Below are 16315 nucleotides of genomic sequence, written 5' to 3'. Positions count from 1 at the left end.
ACCGCCATCAGCTCACCACGACCAGCGGCCCGACAAGGCCAGCCCGAAGGACGGTGATTTGGGCCAGGAAAGACTTCACGTTTTCCGCCCGTATCGCGGGCTCGCCATTAAGCTGACCGTCGTCTCGATGACCAGCGACCGCGGTAACGAATCGATGGGAGGCAGAAATGTCTTTTGTGCTCACGCCGGAGACGGTGACAACGGCAGCACAAGATTTGGCGGCCATGCATTCCACATTGGGCGAGGCGAGTGCGGCCGCTGCCGGCCCGACAACAGCATTGGCAGCTGCGGCAGAGGACGAGGTATCGGCCGGGATCGCGGCGCTGTTCGGCGCTTTTGCCCAGGAATATCAATTAGTCAGCTCCCAAGCTCAGACATTTCATGAGCGGTTCGTCAAACTGTTGAATGCGGGCACCAGCGCCTACTGCAGCGCCGAGGCCGCCAATGTGAGCTCATTCACCGCCGCCGCAGCATCGGCGGGCACCGATCCGTTGCAGAACCTCGTCGCGAATACCACCGCCAATCTGCAAAGAATCAGCAATACCTGGACTAACAAGACGGCACCTTCCCTGCTTAAAGCGGTCACCGGGTACCCGCAGCTGATCTCCACGTCGCTGACGACCGGAAATCCGCTGCCGCTCCTGGGCATACCCGTACGCCTCGCTCAGGGTGGCACCACGCTGTATCAAGCGATCTCCGCACCGATGTCGCTGTCGCCGTCCCTGACTTTGTCGGGCCTATCACTCGAGTTGAATCCCGGACTGCCAGAGCTTTTGGGGCTCAACGCCTTAGGTGCACCGTTCAACGCGGCCGTGGCGGCCGGAACAAGCGCCACATCATTTGTCGGCGCTGTGTTCACGGGGGACCCGGTGGGAGCGGCCACCGCACTCTTGGGTGCACCGGCCCACATTGTCGACGGTTTCCTCAATGGCCACCAGACCCTATCGACGCAGCTACTGCTGCCGGGACTCACCGTGACGGCCACTGTCCCGCTAAACGGGCTTCTCGGTCCGCTCGAACCGCTGACCGCGACGGCCACGCTGCCCGGTCTGCCGCTACTCAATACACTCACCGTCACCGGCTCACACTTCGGCGGCCTCGTCCCGACCCTGTTGGAATATGTACCAGAACTGCTCGTGACGGCACTGGGTCCCTAAGTCGCTCACCAGCGGACCGGGCAAGGAGAGAGTGCGGCAAACCCCCCGCTACCAGCCCGCATTGCCCTACGGTATTGGCATGACAGAACAGTCGTACGCGGTGGACGTCGGTCACCCGCCTTCGGCCCTGCTTCGGGCCGTCAACCCGGTTCTTGGCTTCCTCCTGGGCACTCCGCTGGCGGGCCCGATACGCAAACAACTGATGGTGCTGAACTTCACGGGGCGAAAGACGGGACGGCAGTTTTCACTTCCGTTGAGCGCCCATGTGATCGACGACGAGCTGTATGCGCTGACCGGCGCCGGGTGGAAGCAGAATTTCCGCGGCGGCGCGCCCGCGCAGGTCCTCTACGACGGTAAGACGACCGCCATGCGGGGCGAGCTCATCCGGGACCGCGAAGTGGTATCAGATCTTTTCCTGCGCTGCGCCCAGTCCTACGGTCCCAAACGCGCCCAACGGATGATGGGATTGAAATTCCGTGACCCACGCATCCCAACACTCGACGAGTTCGCCGAGGCGGTCGACCGATTGAAGCTCGCCGCGGTCAAATTGACTCCGGCCAGCTAGTACGGAATCGGTTGTGCGCCAGCGCCTTCAGTGCCTCGTCGTCGTTGATTCATCCGGCATAGCTGGACAACTGATCAAGAAGTCGTCCGACCAGGCGGACCAGCCGCGCATGATGTGAACCGGCCCAATAGATCCGGCCGCAGTCCAGGCAGCGGTTGAATTCCTGGTAGTAGCGGCGGGTCAGCGGCTCGAGACGGTCCATCACCTCGTCCTTGGAGACCGCGGCCAGCCTGCCGTTGCATCGCACGCAACGGGTGAACGGCGCCAGCCGTTGTCGCACGTCCAGTCGCCGGATCACCTCGAGCGTCTGCTCTTCCGGATTCTGGGAGTGGACGAACAACCCATGGGTGACGGCGCGGCGCTTCAACAGACCACGGTCTCGGGTCAACAGGATTCGCTGCTGCGCCACGCTGACGTCGACCAGGGTCGGGTCATCGGCGGCGCTTGACCACCACACGTCCAGGCCGAGCAGTCGAAGCAGCCGCGCCAGCCGGCCGAGGTTCACGTCCACCACGAACCGCGGATTACGCAACGGCACCGACCGCAGCCTGGTCGTCGACTCGATGTCGAGCGCCTCGAACATCGGATAGGCGGCAATGCGGTCCCCCGCGGCCGGCCGGTGGCTGAAATCAGCTGGATGACCGTTCACCAGGATGAGGTCCACCTCGGTATGCGGAATGCCCATCGCTTCCAGGACATCCTTGACCGTCTGATGGCTGCGGAACGGTCTGCGCACAGTCAGACCGCGCGACTCCGGGTCGACGAAGTCGTTGAGTTCCGCGTAGGCCCGCACATCCACGTAACCGACCACTCCTCATGTTCTACCGCTTGCGGGGAAGCTGGTTGGTAGGTACACCGAAGTGCGGTGTTCCGATTGACGGTGGACGGCGGTGGTTCGGCGTGGTCTCTGCTGTGGTGACGCTGCTGGGCGGCGACGTCATGCTCGGCCGCGGTGTCGATCAGATCCTGGCGCACCCCGGCCACCCGGAATTGCGTGAGCGGTACCTGCGGGATGCGACGGGGTATGTCCGACTGGCCGAGCGGGTGAACGGGCCCATTCCGCGTCCCGTCGATTGGCGGTGGCCGTGGGGTGAGGTGCTCGATGTCCTCGACGACGTCGGCACCGACGTCCGCGTGGTCAATCTGGAGACGACGATCACCACCGGCACAGAATTCGCAGACCGCAAGCCGGTGTGTTACCGGATGCATCCGGATAACCTGGCGGCGCTGACGACGTTGCGACCGGACGCATGCGCGCTGGCCAACAACCACATTCTCGACTTCGGCTACCAGGGGCTGACCGACACCGTCGCGGCCCTCGCGGCCGCCGGCATCCGGGGCGCCGGGGCGGGTCCCGACCTGCCCACCGCTCGCCGCCCGGCGGTGGTCACGGTCGGCGACCGGCACCGGGTCGTCATCGGCTCGGTCGCGACCACGTCGAGCGGTGTCCCCGAATCCTGGGCCGCGCAACACAACCGGCCCGGTGTGTGGCTGGTCCGTGACCCGTCACAACGCGAGGCCGCCGATGACGTCGCGGCACAGGTGCTGGCCGGCAAGGGCGACGGCAAAGGCGATGGTGTCACCGTCGTCTCGGTGCACTGGGGATCCAATTGGGGCTACGCGGTAGCGCCGGGTGAAATCGCATTCGCGCACCGGCTGATCGACGCCGGCATCGATATCGTGCACGGCCACTCGTCGCACCATCCCAGGCCGATCGAGATCTACCGCGGCAAACCGATCATGTACGGGTGCGGTGACGTCATCGACGACTACGAGGGCATCGGCGGGCACGAATCGTTCCGCGGCGACCTCAGGCTGCTGTATTTGACCTCCACCGATCCTGCGACGGGAAATCTGTTCTCGCTGAAGATGATTCCGCTGCGGGTCAAGCAGATGCGCCTGCACCGAGCCTCCTCGACCGACACCGAGTGGTTACGCCGCACCATCGAACACGTCAGCCGCAGGTTCGGGATTCGGGTCACCGCCGGGCCCGACGATCTGCTCGAGGTCTCCTCAGCCGGGGACACCCATTCCCCGGTGGCGGTGCGGGGCTGAGGCCACACCACCGGCCAGACGTGCGCACCCGCCGGATATGGTCGTCGGCGTCATCGACCAACCCCAGGAGTTGCCATGCGCGTCGGCGTCCCGACCGAGATCAAGAACAACGAGTTCCGCGTCGCCATCACCCCGGCCGGCGCCAGGGAACTGACCCGGCGGGGCCATCAGGTCACCATCCAGGCCGGCGCCGGTGAAGGATCGTCGATTCCCGACGCCGACTACGTCGCGGCCGGCGCCAAGATCGCCGCCGCCGCTGAACAGGTATGGGCCGACGCAGAGCTGCTGCTGAAGGTCAAAGAGCCCATCGAGATTGAGTACGGACTGCTGCGCCGCGGGCAGATCCTGTTCACCTACCTGCACCTTGCCGCGTCGTTACCGTGCACCGAAGCGCTGCTACGTTCGGGGGTCACGTCGATCGCCTACGAGACGGTGCAGACGGTCGACGGCGAGTTGCCGTTGCTGGCCCCGATGAGCGAGGTCGCCGGCCGGCTGGCCGCCCAGGTAGGGGCCTACCAGCTGATGAAGCCGGCCGGCGGACGCGGCATCGTGATGGGCGGGGTGCCCGGTACCGGGCCGGCCGATGTCGTCGTGATCGGCGCCGGCACCGTGGGCTACAACGCGGCGCGAGTCGCCGCCGGGATGGGCGCGCACGTCACCGTCCTCGACGTGAATATCGAGCGGCTGCGCCAGCTCGACGCCGAGTTCGGTGGGCGGATCCGCACCCGGTATTCCACCGGCCTGGAACTCGAGGGTGCGGTCATGCGGGCCGACCTGGCGATCGGCGCGGTCCTGGTACCCGGGCACAAGGCACCCAGACTCGTGTCGAATTCGCTTGTGGCGCAGATGAAACCAGGCGCGGTGCTGCTCGATGTCTCGATCGACCAAGGCGGTTGCTTCGAGGACTCCCGGCCCACCACTCACGACGAGCCCACGTTTCGCGTGCACGACACGGTGTTCTACTGCGTGGCCAACATGCCCGGCGCGGTGCCGCGGACATCCACGTTCGCGCTGACCAACGCGACGCTGCCCTATGTGCTCAAGCTGGCGGACCAGGGCTGGCAGTCCGCGTGCCGGTCCGATGTCGCGCTGGCTAACGGCCTGTCCACCCACGAGGGTTTGCTGCTCAGCGACGAGGTGGGCGCCGACCTGGAGTTGCCGTTCACCGATCCGGCGCAGCTGTTGAGCTGACCGATCGGGAGGCTTCGGCCGGTCGGGCCGGCACCGGGATGCCCTTCGGCCCCACGTTGATGGGCCTTATGACTCTGCCCACACCACGACGCGGCTGGCCACTATCGAGAGCATCGCCAACAAGGGAGCACACGGTGGAACTACGACAGACCGACCGCGCGCGCGATGCTCGCCGCGGTGGCCAGCGAAGGCTCGGCGCCGCCGAGGGTGTGCTGGTTGCGCTGCGGCATTGCAGCCTCGACGAGGCGTTCACCGACATCGTGCAAACGGCCCAGCGGCACAATGTGGCCCCGATGGAATTGGCCGACGGGTTGGTGGCGATCGCCGAGAACGACGCGACGTACGACGTTGACGACGCCGTCGTCGCCGCCGTGAGCCGCGCCTGGGGCGACCTGTTGGCCAGGCCCGGGCAGGATCGGTACGGCGAACCCGCGCCGCAATCGCACTAGCCGATGCCGGTGGCTCCATTGGCCTGCCAAATTCATTGGACACCAATGATGTTCGAAGTTCTTGTCCGCACGTGTAGACGTTACGAGCCGAGAGGCAGAGGGTAACCGGCAGCCATGGCCATCCGTCAGGATATCGGGGCGTTGTTCACCGATCTGTACGAAGTGGCGATGGCGCAGGCCTACTGGACCCAAAGAATGTCGGGCACAGCGGTTTTCGAAACGTTTTTCCGCAAGCTCCCGCCGGGCCGGTCGTACGTGATGGCCGCCGGCCTGGCCGACGTGACCGACTACCTGGAATCGTTTCGATTCGACGATCAGGACCTGGACTACCTTCGTGGTCTTGGCCAGTTTTCCGACGAGTTCCTGCGGTGGCTTGCCGGCGTGTGCTTCACCGGAGACGTCTGGGCGGTGCCGGAAGGAACCGTGGTCTTTCCCAACGAGCCGATTGTCGCGGTGATCGCGCCGATCATCGAAGCGCAGCTCGTCGAAACCTTTGTGCTGAACCAGATTCACCTGCAAAGTGTGCTCGCGAGCAAGGCCGCGCGGGTGGTCGGCGCCGCACGCGGACGGCCGGTGGTGGACTTCGGTGCCCGGCGCGCCCACGGCGCCGATGCGGCCCTGAAGGTGGCGCGCACCAGCTACCTTGCCGGTGCCGCGGGCACGTCGAATCTTCTGGCGGCCCGCCACTACGGGATTCCCGCGTTCGGCACGATGGCCCACAGCTATGTGCAGGCCTTCGACAACGAGAGCGACGCCTTCGACACGTTCGCCCGCCTCTACCCCGGCACCACGCTGCTCGTCGACACCTACGACACGCTGCGCGGCGTCGACCGGGTCATCGAGCTGGCGCGACGACTCGGCGATCGCTTCGACGTGCGGGCGGTCCGGCTGGATTCGGGAGACCTCGGCGCACTGTCGACGGCAGTGCGCGCACGGCTGGACGCCGCGGGTCTGCACCAGGTCGAGATCTTCGCCTCGTCGGGCCTCGACGAGCACCGCATCGCCGCGCTGGTGGCTGCAGCCTGCCCGATCGACGGCTTCGGCGTGGGCACCAAGCTGGTCGTCGCGGCCGACGCGCCCGCCCTCGACATGGCCTACAAGCTGGTGGAATACGGCGGCATCGGCCGCACCAAGTTGTCCAGCGGCAAGGTGATCTATCCGGGTCGCAAGCAGGTGTTCCGCACCCTCGAGCACGGGAGGTTCCACGGGGACATGCTCGGCCGGCACGACGAAAAACTGCCCGGTGAGCCGTTGTTGGCGCCCGTCATGAGCAACGGCCGGCGCCTCGCGCAGCACGTGTCCGACTTGGCTGCCGCACGCAACCGCGCGCGGCAGCAGACCGACGCGCTGCCGCCGGAGCTTCGTTCACTCGAGGACACCGGCTACACATACCCGGTGGTCGTCAGCGACGCGGTGGTGGGTGAACTCGAGCGGATACGGCACTCCGGCGCGGCAATGCCGGGGCCGCCGAGGTGATCCGGTTTCGGCCACAAAACCCCGAACTACCGACAAAAGCGCGCTCGCGCAAGACAATCGAACGCATGCAGCTCGATATCGACCCCGAAGCGCCGGACTATATCGAGGACCCATACTCGTTCTTCGCCCAACTACGTGCCGAAGCACCCGTCTGCTACAGCCAGTCGCGGCGATGCTGGGTCGTATCCACATACGACGACGTTGCGGCGGCGCTTCGCGCACCCGCAGTGTTCTCCTCGGCGATCAACCCCGCGGGTGGCATGGATCAGTTCACGGCAGGGCTGGCGCCGCCGCTGCTGTGCGACGATCCGCCACGCCACACCTTCCTGCGCCGCTTCCTGCGGCCGCACTTCACCCGGAAGGTGCTCGCCGCCTGGGAACAGCGGGCGCGTGCCGCCGCCGAGGCTCTCATCGGTGAGATGCAACAGACATCCGCGGGGGGCAACCGGTCGACTTCGTGGCGTCGTTCGCGAGACCGCGCTGTTGATCGGCGGCGAGCCATTGCTTTTCCCTGACCGGATCCGGGCCTACGTGGAAGGCATGGAATACGTCTCGTTATCGACCAACGGCATGCGCCGGCTGCCGCGCGAGGGGTTCGAGCGCGTCCAGTTGTTCGTCACGGTGTTCGGCGGTGACGCCCTCGACGACGAGTGGCGGGCAATCCGCCCCGGCGGCAAGCGCTTCACCGGACTGTTCCAGACCGCGCTGGACAACGTGCGCGACGACCCACGCGCGATGTTCATCGTTCACCTTGCCGAGCAACCGATTTCGAGCATCGAGCCGACGGTGGAGCGCATCGCCGACAACGGCAACAGGGTGACACTCGGCCTCTACGGCGCCTACGACGAGCACGACCCGATCGGACTTCGAGACCCGGATCGGCTGATCGACGAGGCGCTGCGGGTCAAAGAGCGGTTCCGGACGTGGTGCTGAACACGCCCTACTACCTGCGGGCCATCGTCACCGGTACGGCACACTTCGGGCGCTTCGGTTACGACGCCTGCCCCAGCATCGGCTGCAATCGACCGACCTGCAAATTCTGCATGTGCTCCCTGATGCCCAAGACCGAGAGCTACGTGCGCGAGCCCGCCGACATCCTCGCCGACATCGACGAGGCGGGAGACAAGTACGGCGCAGCGGTGGAGAAGGTGTTCTTCACGCTCGCCAGCGCGCTCTGCGCGCCGACGGACACGCTCCTTGCGGCGGCCGGCCCGCTGCCGGGAACGGTTCCCGAACCTGCGGCAGATATCGCGTCCTACGCCCACCCGCTCGACATCCTGCGCAAGACCGACGATGAGCTGCGGGCGCTGGTTGCCGCCGGGCTCAAGCGGATCTACGTCGGCGTCGAGTCGGGCAGCGACACGGTACTGCGAGCCGTGCACAAGGGCGGTAGATCCGCGCAGGTGGAACGCGCTTGCCTACGGGCGATCGATGCCGGGCTGGAGCTGTCGTGTCAGGTCATCCTCGGCCTCGGCGGGGTCCGGCACACCGACGATCATGCCGAGGCCACCGCACGCATCCTGACCAACGTCTCCCCCGACTACGTGGGCTTCCTCAGCCTGATGGTCACGCCGCGCACCAAGCTGGCCGAGGAGGTCGAGGCGGGTACGTTCCAGCTGCTGGACGAGAAGCAATACCTGGACGAGTTCGAGCGGATCATCGAGGGCACCCGCCCGCGGCGGCCCATGGTGGTGCGATCCAATCACCCGTCCAACCACCTCACTGTGCGGGGGACGCTGCCGCACGATCGCGACAAGATCCTGGCATCGTTCCACACGGCGCGATCGGGAAACCTGCGCCGCAACGAAGAGTTTATGCGCAACCTGTAAGTCGGAGGGAGACAACACCATACGAGAGAACCCGCCCGGCGAAGAGCGACGCGCACTCGACGACTTGGCGGCCGCACTGGGCGAAGAACTCCCGGTACACCCGAAGCTGGGCGTCGACGGGTTCGGTGTGACGGTGCGGGACGGCCATGTCGTCACGATCAACGTGTCGACGCATCGGCTGCGCGAATTGCCGGAGTCGATCGGCGCGTTCACCCGACTCGAGCAGCTCGACGTCGAGAACAACGAGCTCACGCGCCTGCCCGAGTCGCTGCTGGAGCTGCGGGCGCTGGAGGTGCTCGGGTGCGCTCGCAACCCGATCTCGGCGCTGCCGCTGGGTTTTGGCGCGCTTACCCGGCTCCGCGCGGTGACGCTCGCCGGAAACATCTTGCGGCAGTTGCCCGACAGCATCGGCCGGCTCGAGTCGCTGCGCGTGCTCGACCTCGACAACGACGAACTCGAGCGGCTGCCCGACGCATTCGGCGGGCTGCGCGCGCTCGAAGACCTCAACCTGGGGGCTAACCGGCTCTCGACATGCCAGGAGAACGCCGGCGGCGGACTCGGATTCAAGATGCTGGGACTCACCACGCAGACGCCCATGCAGGCGCTCGGCGGCGTGGAAGTCATGACGGATCTCCCGGAAACCTTGCTCGGCCTGCAGGCGCACCTGCTCGGCATGCGCTACAACCGGCTGACCGAGCTACCCGAGTCGTTCGGTGAGCTGCAGGCGCTCTCGACGCTGTCGATGGTCAACAACCGGCTGACACGGCTGCCCGACTCGTTCGGCACGTTGACGTCGCTGCACGTCGCGAACCTGCGCGCAAATCGGCTCAGCGCGCTGCCCACCTCCATGACGGGCCTTACCGCGTTCGAGGAATTGGACCTGCGGGACAACGCATTCACCGCGCGACCGGCCGTCCTCGACGAGCTGCCCAGCCTCAGCCGTGCGCGCTTGGAGGGCAATCCGATCGCGGCGGCAACGCCGGTGGCGGTTGCCTAGCCCGGCCGGCGCTCTCGCCTTCGATCGCCGCTGATTGCATGCGCACGCTCGGCATCGCATTCGGCGGCATCAGCGCCGAGCACGAAGACAACATCCTGCCCGGCTTCAGCGGCCACGACGCCGCGGCGGCGCTCATGGTCGACGGGCGGGTGGTCGCCGCGGTGGAGGAGGAGCGGCTCTCGCGCCTGAAACACTCGAACTTCTTCCCGGCCCGCGCCGCCGCATTCTGCCTCGCTCACGGCGGACTCACCAGCGAGGATGTCGACGCGGTAGCCGTCAGCCTCTCGCGGACATCCGCCGATGGATACGCGCGACGGATGGCACTGGAAGATACCCGCGCCACCGAGCGCGACGGCGTGTCCTGGATCGCGGGCCTGTTCCGTCGCCACCTCGGGTGGGAGGTCGCCCCAAGTTGCGCTTCTGCGCACACCACGAGGCGCACGCGTGGAGTGCGTTGCGGTGTGCGCCTTTTGACGAGTCGCTGATTCTCGTGCTCGACGGGATCGGGGAGGACGGCACGGGCGGGTATGCCTCCGGGTTGGTGGCCGACGGGCGCCGCGACGGCCCGGCGATCCGGCGCACTTTTACGCTGGAACAGTCGCTCGGGCTGTTCTACCAGCGGATGATCGGTGTCGTCGGATTCGGCGTGTTCGACGAGTACAAGGTGATGGCGCTCGCCGCCGACGGCGACGCCGGGCTGTATGGGGATCTCTTTGCCTCGATGTTCGAACTTCTGCCCGACGGCGACTACCGATTCGCCACGCCCGCAGCACAATTCGACCGGCTGGCCGGTGCGGGACTGATCGGGCGGGCTCAACTGCCCGCCACGCACACACATCTGGGGCACATGAACGTCGTCGTCGAGGTGCGGCCCGACCGGCGCGCGGCCCTCGCAGGCCAGACCGTTGCCCGCGCGGACAATCCCCGGCTGTGGGAGCTGCTTGAGGCGTTGGGCGAACGCACTGGCGTGCCCGTCCTCATCAACACGTCGTTCAACCGTGCGGGCGAGCCACTCGTCGACTCACTTGACGACGCCGTCGACGCGTTCCTCGGCATGGGCCTGGACCGCATGGTCCTCGGTGAGCGCCTCGTCGCGCACGTCGGCTCGTTGGACACCACCCTTCCCTCGCTCACCCTCGGCCTCGCGCCCTACAAAAAGGTGGTGCGGCGCGCCTTGTCGTTTCGGATGGCGGGTTTCGGCACGCCATCGAAAGCACCGCGTCCCGCTTTTTCGACGACGTCAGCGTGTGTGTCTCACCGGCTGCGTTCGAACTGCTGGTGCGCTGCGACGGCAGCCCGACCGTCGGCGAACTCCGTATCCGATGGGGTGGCGACGAGCGCCAATGGGCAGACCTTGTCGCCGAATTGCTCGACCTCTGGCGTCGGAGGGCGATCGTGCTCCGGCCGCCGAATGCGAATCACTGAGTACCCGGCCCTTGTCCGCATTGTCGCGCCGCCCGGTCTATCTCATCCTGTTGGCGGCCCTGACCGCCGCGGCGGGTAACGGTATCTCGATGGTCGCGTTTCCGCGGCTGGTGCTGCAGCGCACCGGCAGCGTGGTCGATGCGTCGATCGTCGCCGGCGCCGCGTCGTTGTCGCTGCTGCTCTCCACGCTGATCGCCGGCGCTGCGGTGGATTACTTTGGACGGCAGGGTATTTCGATTATCTCGGATGCGATTTCGGGTAGCAGCACGGCCGCGGTGCCGTTACTGGCCGTCGGCCTGGGTCCCCAGAGCGTCACCGTCGGCGTCCTCGCGGTGCTGGCCGCATTGGGCGCGGTGTTCAAGCCGGTAGCGATTAGCGCGCGGATATCGATGCTGCCCGAGGCCGCCGCGCAGGCGGGGTGGACGCTCGATCGTGCCTACCAGGCCAGCTACCATGTCGCCTACATCATCGGGCCCGGAGTCGGCGGCATGCTGATCGGGACCATAGGCGGGGTCAACACGATGTGGTCACCGCCAGCGCGTTCGGCCTGTCCATCTCGGCGATCAGCGTGTTACGGCTGGCGGGCGCCGGACCGGTCAGCAAGCGACCGGCACAGGCGTGGTCCGGGATGGTCCGGGGGCTGCGGTTCGTGTGGAACGTCACCGTGCTGCGCACGCTGGCGCTGATCGACCTGGCGATGACCGGGCTGTACCTGCCGATGCAAAGCGTGCTGTTTCCCAAGTACTTCACCGACCGCAACGAACCGGCGCACCTGGGTTGGGTGCTGATGGCACTGAGTATCGGCGGGTTGACCGGCGCCACGGCCTACCCGTTGCTGGTCCGGTGGCTGAGCCGGCGCACCATGCTGCTCGTCGCCACGCTGACGCTCGGTGGGTGCACCGCACTGTTTTCGTTGTCGCCGCCGCTGGCGGTGCTCTTGCTGCTGTGCGGGCTCATCGGATTGGTCTACGGGCCGGTCGCGCCGATCTACAACTACGTGACCCAGATCAAGTCGCCCCCGCGGCTGCGGGGCCGCGTCGTCGGCGTCATGACCTCGCTGTCTTATGGGGCCGGCCCGGTGGGCTACCTGCTGGCCGGCCCGCTCTTCGAAACCACCGGAATGCGGCGGACGTTCCTGGTGCTGGCCATCCCGATGATCGCGATCGGCGTGGTGGCACTGCGACTGTCCTCGCTGCGGGAGCTGGATCCCGTCGCGGAGACGTCGAGCAGGTGACGGCGGTGCGTTTTCGTGAGTCTCACGGCTACCTTTCCGGGCCCAACGTCGTCGCCCCGAAGGCCCAATGGCCCTAGAACGGCGCGATCGGCATGTCTAGATTTCAGACTGCCGCACCGTCGAAACCTAGCGTTACCGAAGTTACAGGAGAAATGCCATGAGCACCGCCAAAGACATCATGCACATCGGAGCGACCTGTATCGGCGAACATGAGACCCTCGCCGCTGCGGCCGGGCACATGCGTGACCTGGGGGTGGGCGCCCTGCCGATCTGCGGGGACGACGACCGCCTGCACGGCATGATCACCGACCGCGACATCGTCACCAAATGCATTGCCGCCGGCCACGACCCGAACACGATGACCGCCGGCGAACTGGCCCAGGGCAGCACCTACCACGTCGAGGCCGACGCCAGCATCGAAGCGATGCTCAACGTGATGGAAGAGCATCAGGTGCGACGGCTGCCGGTCATCGAGGGTCACCGGCTGGTGGGCATCGTCTCCGAAGCCGATATCGCCCGGCACTTACCGGAACACGCAATAGCCCAATTCGTCAAGGCGATCTGCGCGCAGCAAGCAATCACCAGTCGCTGACCCCTCGGAGCAGATGGCAAGCCACGAGTGTTCATCGAAGACGGGAAGTCGCCCGCCCGTGAACCGATGGTGGACACAGTGAGGCCTGGGAAGTGAGGAGCATATGGTTGCCCACCCGCAATGCGCACGCTGCAAACAGTCGATTGAAGCCGGATGGCTCTACATCACCGTACATCGCCGCGGCCAAGCCGCAACGTCCGAAGACAGCACAGTCCTCATCCATGTGCCCGGCGAATGTCCACGGCCCGGGGAACACGTTCCGCCAAGCTAGCCAGTCGCCCGGGTGGTCGAACAGGTGCGCCGAAGGGGCTTAAGGCCGGTACAGGAGAACGCTAATGTGTTGTCCAACAACGTTTCTGGAGGAGGAATGAGCAGCGGCGTGCCGTGGCGACATTGTGTCATTACAGCAACCGGTGATTCATAGAGAGGGCAACGCCAATGGCTGAGCACGCCACGGAACAACAGAAGCCGCAGAAGAAGACGAGCGCCAAGAAGACGACCGCCAAAGCAAAGAAGGCCGTAGAGCACCCCGGCGCCAGGAAGGCGGGGCAGAACGCAACGGCGAAGACGGCAGTAGAACGCGGTGCGAGGATCCTGGTCCTTACCGATGATCCCCGCAGGAGCGTCGTGATTGTGCCCGGTTGCCACATCGATTCCATGCGCCAAGAAGGCGACGCGTACTTCTTCGAGGACGGCAATGCGCTGGTTGGGATGATCGTCGAGGGCGGCACCGTTGAGTATCACCGTGCCGACCGCACATATGTCGTGCGGCTCACCGACGGAAGGCATACGGCTGGGTCATCTGCCGAATGTTCATCGGCGCGTCGATCGACCCCGTTCGAAGGTCAGCGATGAAATTACTTCCGGCCCCGGAACTTCATGCGCATCCGAAGTTGTGCCGCGGCTACGCCTGGGGCTGCAGCAGCAACCGGATTTCGTTCGGGAGCTGATCGAGAGCCTTGGCCACCTGGGCCGGTGGCAGGAAGTGCAGTAGGGCAGCGGTAACCGCACGAGCCGCGTTGTCGACGTCCCGGAGCGAGATGTTCGCGTCACGGGCAAACCGGGCGATGTAGGCCTCGGCGTTGTACTTCACCGGGACGCCACTGGGATCCCAACCCGCGTAGAAGATGCCCCTGATCAGGTCCGGCAGTTGGGCCGCAAAGTGCGCAGCTGCCTCCACTGGAAGCCGATCCCGAAGTGTATGCAGCCATGCCCGCAGCACTCCATAGGCGAACTCGCGATCATCGGTGCCGAATTCTTTGGCCACTTCGTTAACCCACGTGTGAGCAACATGCATCGCATGGTCGAGCGCCGAAACCTTCGTGTTGGCGGGCATGACTACCTCCTCGCGGCTGTCTCCAGCACACACCGGCCGCCATTCCACCCGCCAGGGGCCGAAAGTCACTACTTACTAACGCCGCACAAAGCCAATGGGACGACAACATGTCACCGATCTCCGCAGTCGTTCGCCCCGGCCCGCTGCGTGACACCGCCGGTCCAAGGGACCGTGGTCAGTCACCCAAGGGACCTAATTCCATTCCGCTGGGCCTTACATCGCGACACACTCGGCAGATGAGCCCATTTGCGGATCGCCGCGACGCCGGACGGCAGCTAGCGCAGCGGCTCAAGCATCTGTACGGCCAAGGCGTGGTCGTCCTCGGGCTACCGCGCGGCGGGGTGCCGGTGGCCTTCGAGGTCGCCGAGGCACTGCAGGCACCACTCGACGTCCTCGTGGTACGCAAGCTCGGGGTGCCGTTTCAACCGGAATTGGCCTTTGGAGCCATCGGGGAGGACGGCGTGCGAGTGCTCAACGACGGCGTCGTTCGCGCGGCAAGCCTCGATGACGAAGACGTGCGGGCGGTCGAATGCACGCAACGGATCGAACTGCGACGTCGCGTGGAACGCTTCCGCCGCGGACGTGACCGGATCCCTTTGACCGGACGGATCGCGGTAATCGTCGATGACGGTATCGCGACCGGCGCGACGGCCAGGGCGGGCTGCCAAGTCGCCCGCGCGCAGGGGGCCAGCACGGTGATCCTGGCCGTTCCCATTGGCCCCGACGACATCGTCGCGCGATTCTCCGGATATGCCGACGAGGTGGTGTGCCTGGAAACCCCGCCGCTTTTCTTCGCCGTCGGACAGGGTTACCGCAACTTCGCCCAAACCTCCGACGACGAGGTGATCGCGCTCCTCGATCGCGCCCGGAAAGACTTTGCCTCGGCTGCGGCGATCGACACCGGGGCCGACCCACCCCTTCGAGACGAGGAAGTCCGGGTGCTCGCTGGCCCCGTCTCGGTGGCCGGACACCTGATCATTCCCGAAAACCCCAGGGGAATTGTAGTTTTCGCTCACGGCAGCCGAAACAGCCGGCACAGTCCACGCAATCGGTACGTGGCCGATGTCTTGAATGGAGCCGGTCTTGGCACGCTGCTGTTCGACTTGCTCACGCCCGCAGAAGAACGCAACCGGGCCAACGTCTTCGACATCGAGCTGTTGGCTTCTCGACTCGTCGACGTAACCCGTTGGCTGGCCACCCGGCCAGACGCCGGGGACCTGCCGGTCGGCTACTTCGGCGCGAGCACCGGGGCGGGCGCAGCGCTGGTCGCGGCCACTGACCCGCGAATGGAGGTGCGAGCGGTGGTGTCCCGCGGTGGTCGGCCCGATCTCGCGGGTCGCTCGCTGTCGAACGTCACGGCGCCGACCCTGCTGATCGTGGGTGGACGCGATCACGTGGTCCTCGAGCTGAACCGACAGGCGCAAGCGGTGATCCCTGGGCCCTGCGAGCTCGCGGTGGTTCCCGGCGCGACGCACCTGTTCGAAGAACCGGGCACGCTCGAACAGGTCGCGAATTTGGCGTGCGACTGGTTCATCGATCACCTGAGCCGCGCCGTCACCACCGGGTAGATGTGAGAAGCCATGCGCCACAACGTATCAGGGCATCGAAGTGTCCCGCACACGGCGGATCTCCGCATCGAGGCGTGGGCACCCACCCGCAACGGGTGCATCAGGCAGGCGGTGCTCGGCACGGTGGAGAGCTTCCTGGATACATCGTCGGCCACGGCACAACAGACCCGGCGACGCCGGATCACCGCGAACCGCGACGACGACCTGCTGGTCGCGGCCCTGGAGGAGGTCATCTACCTGTTGGAGACGACCGGCCAGGCCCCGGCCGACCTGAGACTGAGCGAGGCTGACGGCGGTGTCGACATGACGCTGGAGATGATCGATGCCGGCGCGGTTGCTCAGGTGGGAGCGGTGCCAAAGGCGGTGTCGCTCAACGACCTTTGCCTGGTACGCGACGAGCATGGCTGGCAATGCTCGGTAACTCTGGACGTCTGACGGGGC

18 protein-coding genes and 1 pseudogene are annotated in these 16315 nt (G+C 66.1%); 17 read left to right on the top strand and 2 right to left on the bottom strand.

Going from position 1 to position 16315, the window contains the following annotated elements; all coding sequences use genetic code 11:
• Positions 1 to 167 precede the first annotated feature (167 nt).
• Together EET10_RS31565 and EET10_RS04275 are read left to right on the top strand one after the other, a co-directional pair.
• Positions 168 to 1157, top strand: coding sequence for a PE family protein (locus EET10_RS31565; protein ID WP_036398510.1), 990 nt, complete (start codon positions 168 to 170; stop codon positions 1155 to 1157).
• Between the two features lie 79 nt (positions 1158 to 1236).
• Positions 1237 to 1722, top strand: a complete 486-nt coding sequence (locus EET10_RS04275) for a hypothetical protein (RefSeq protein ID WP_063468169.1) — start codon at positions 1237 to 1239, stop codon at positions 1720 to 1722.
• A 49-nt stretch (positions 1723 to 1771) separates the two neighbouring features.
• Here the strand turns inward: EET10_RS04275 and EET10_RS04270 are convergent, their stop codons facing one another.
• Positions 1772 to 2533, bottom strand: a complete 762-nt coding sequence (locus EET10_RS04270; RefSeq protein WP_036398513.1) for a Mut7-C RNAse domain-containing protein — start codon at positions 2531 to 2533, stop codon at positions 1772 to 1774.
• 89 nt (positions 2534 to 2622) lie between these two features.
• Between EET10_RS04270 and EET10_RS04265 the strand changes: the two genes are divergently transcribed.
• The 13 genes and pseudogenes from EET10_RS04265 (at position 2623) to EET10_RS04205 (ending at position 13825) form a co-directional block, all read left to right on the top strand.
• Positions 2623 to 3777: a CapA family protein gene (locus EET10_RS04265; RefSeq protein ID WP_281279995.1), complete on the top strand. Its 1155-nt coding sequence runs from the start codon at positions 2623 to 2625 to the stop codon at positions 3775 to 3777.
• Positions 3778 to 3852: 75 nt separating this feature from the next.
• A complete protein-coding gene (ald, locus tag EET10_RS04260; RefSeq protein WP_036398514.1) occupies positions 3853 to 4968 on the top strand; it encodes an alanine dehydrogenase in 1116 nt (371 codons plus the stop codon).
• A 134-nt stretch (positions 4969 to 5102) separates the two neighbouring features.
• The gene (locus tag EET10_RS04255) at positions 5103 to 5417 is read left to right on the top strand and encodes an ANTAR domain-containing protein (RefSeq protein ID WP_036398515.1); all 315 of its coding nucleotides are present in this window, start codon (positions 5103 to 5105) and stop codon (positions 5415 to 5417) included.
• Between the two features lie 114 nt (positions 5418 to 5531).
• Positions 5532 to 6893, top strand: a complete 1362-nt coding sequence (locus EET10_RS04250; protein WP_036398516.1) for a nicotinate phosphoribosyltransferase — start codon at positions 5532 to 5534, stop codon at positions 6891 to 6893.
• A gap of 65 nt (positions 6894 to 6958) precedes the next feature.
• Entirely contained in the window at positions 6959 to 7408 is a 450-nt protein-coding gene (locus EET10_RS04245; protein WP_063468167.1) for a cytochrome P450 family protein, read from the top strand.
• Positions 7409 to 7433: 25 nt separating this feature from the next.
• Positions 7434 to 7826, top strand: a complete 393-nt coding sequence (locus tag EET10_RS04240) for a hypothetical protein (RefSeq protein WP_122501916.1) — start codon at positions 7434 to 7436, stop codon at positions 7824 to 7826.
• On the top strand, positions 7817 to 8722 hold the full coding sequence (locus EET10_RS04235; protein WP_051490197.1) for a radical SAM protein: 906 nt from the start codon (positions 7817 to 7819) through the stop codon (positions 8720 to 8722). Before EET10_RS04240 ends, EET10_RS04235 begins: the two co-directional genes overlap by 10 nt.
• A gap of 64 nt (positions 8723 to 8786) precedes the next feature.
• The gene (locus EET10_RS04230; protein WP_063468164.1) at positions 8787 to 9719 is read left to right on the top strand and encodes a leucine-rich repeat domain-containing protein; all 933 of its coding nucleotides are present in this window, start codon (positions 8787 to 8789) and stop codon (positions 9717 to 9719) included.
• Between the two features lie 38 nt (positions 9720 to 9757).
• The gene (locus tag EET10_RS04225) at positions 9758 to 10204 is read left to right on the top strand and encodes a carbamoyltransferase N-terminal domain-containing protein (RefSeq protein ID WP_063468163.1); all 447 of its coding nucleotides are present in this window, start codon (positions 9758 to 9760) and stop codon (positions 10202 to 10204) included.
• Entirely contained in the window at positions 10114 to 11223 is a 1110-nt protein-coding gene (locus EET10_RS04220) for a carbamoyltransferase C-terminal domain-containing protein (RefSeq protein WP_244601834.1), read from the top strand. Before EET10_RS04225 ends, EET10_RS04220 begins: the two co-directional genes overlap by 91 nt.
• A pseudogene (locus tag EET10_RS04215) lies at positions 11156 to 12378 on the top strand (MFS transporter). Before EET10_RS04220 ends, EET10_RS04215 begins: the two are co-directional and overlap by 68 nt.
• A 157-nt stretch (positions 12379 to 12535) precedes the next feature.
• Positions 12536 to 12970: a CBS domain-containing protein gene (locus EET10_RS04210; RefSeq protein ID WP_036398523.1), complete on the top strand. Its 435-nt coding sequence runs from the start codon at positions 12536 to 12538 to the stop codon at positions 12968 to 12970.
• A gap of 438 nt (positions 12971 to 13408) precedes the next feature.
• On the top strand, positions 13409 to 13825 hold the full coding sequence (locus EET10_RS04205; RefSeq protein WP_081260752.1) for a hypothetical protein: 417 nt from the start codon (positions 13409 to 13411) through the stop codon (positions 13823 to 13825).
• A 49-nt stretch (positions 13826 to 13874) separates the two neighbouring features.
• Here EET10_RS04205 and EET10_RS04200 read toward each other — a convergent pair whose 3' ends face one another.
• Entirely contained in the window at positions 13875 to 14306 is a 432-nt protein-coding gene (locus EET10_RS04200; RefSeq protein WP_036399503.1) for a DUF2267 domain-containing protein, read from the bottom strand.
• A 236-nt stretch (positions 14307 to 14542) separates the two neighbouring features.
• Between EET10_RS04200 and EET10_RS04195 the strand changes: the two genes are divergently transcribed.
• Both EET10_RS04195 and EET10_RS04190 read left to right on the top strand, forming a co-directional pair.
• Entirely contained in the window at positions 14543 to 15874 is a 1332-nt protein-coding gene (locus tag EET10_RS04195) for a phosphoribosyltransferase family protein (protein ID WP_063468161.1), read from the top strand.
• 12 nt (positions 15875 to 15886) lie between these two features.
• On the top strand, positions 15887 to 16309 hold the full coding sequence (locus EET10_RS04190) for an archease (protein WP_063468160.1): 423 nt from the start codon (positions 15887 to 15889) through the stop codon (positions 16307 to 16309).
• Positions 16310 to 16315 lie beyond the last annotated feature (6 nt).

Origin of the sequence: Mycobacterium pseudokansasii (assembly GCF_900566075.1) — a bacterium.
Classification (GTDB): Bacteria; Actinomycetota; Actinomycetes; order Mycobacteriales; family Mycobacteriaceae; genus Mycobacterium; species Mycobacterium pseudokansasii.
Note: the sequence above shows the minus strand (reverse complement) of the source record. Positions and strands in the feature narration are given on the sequence as shown.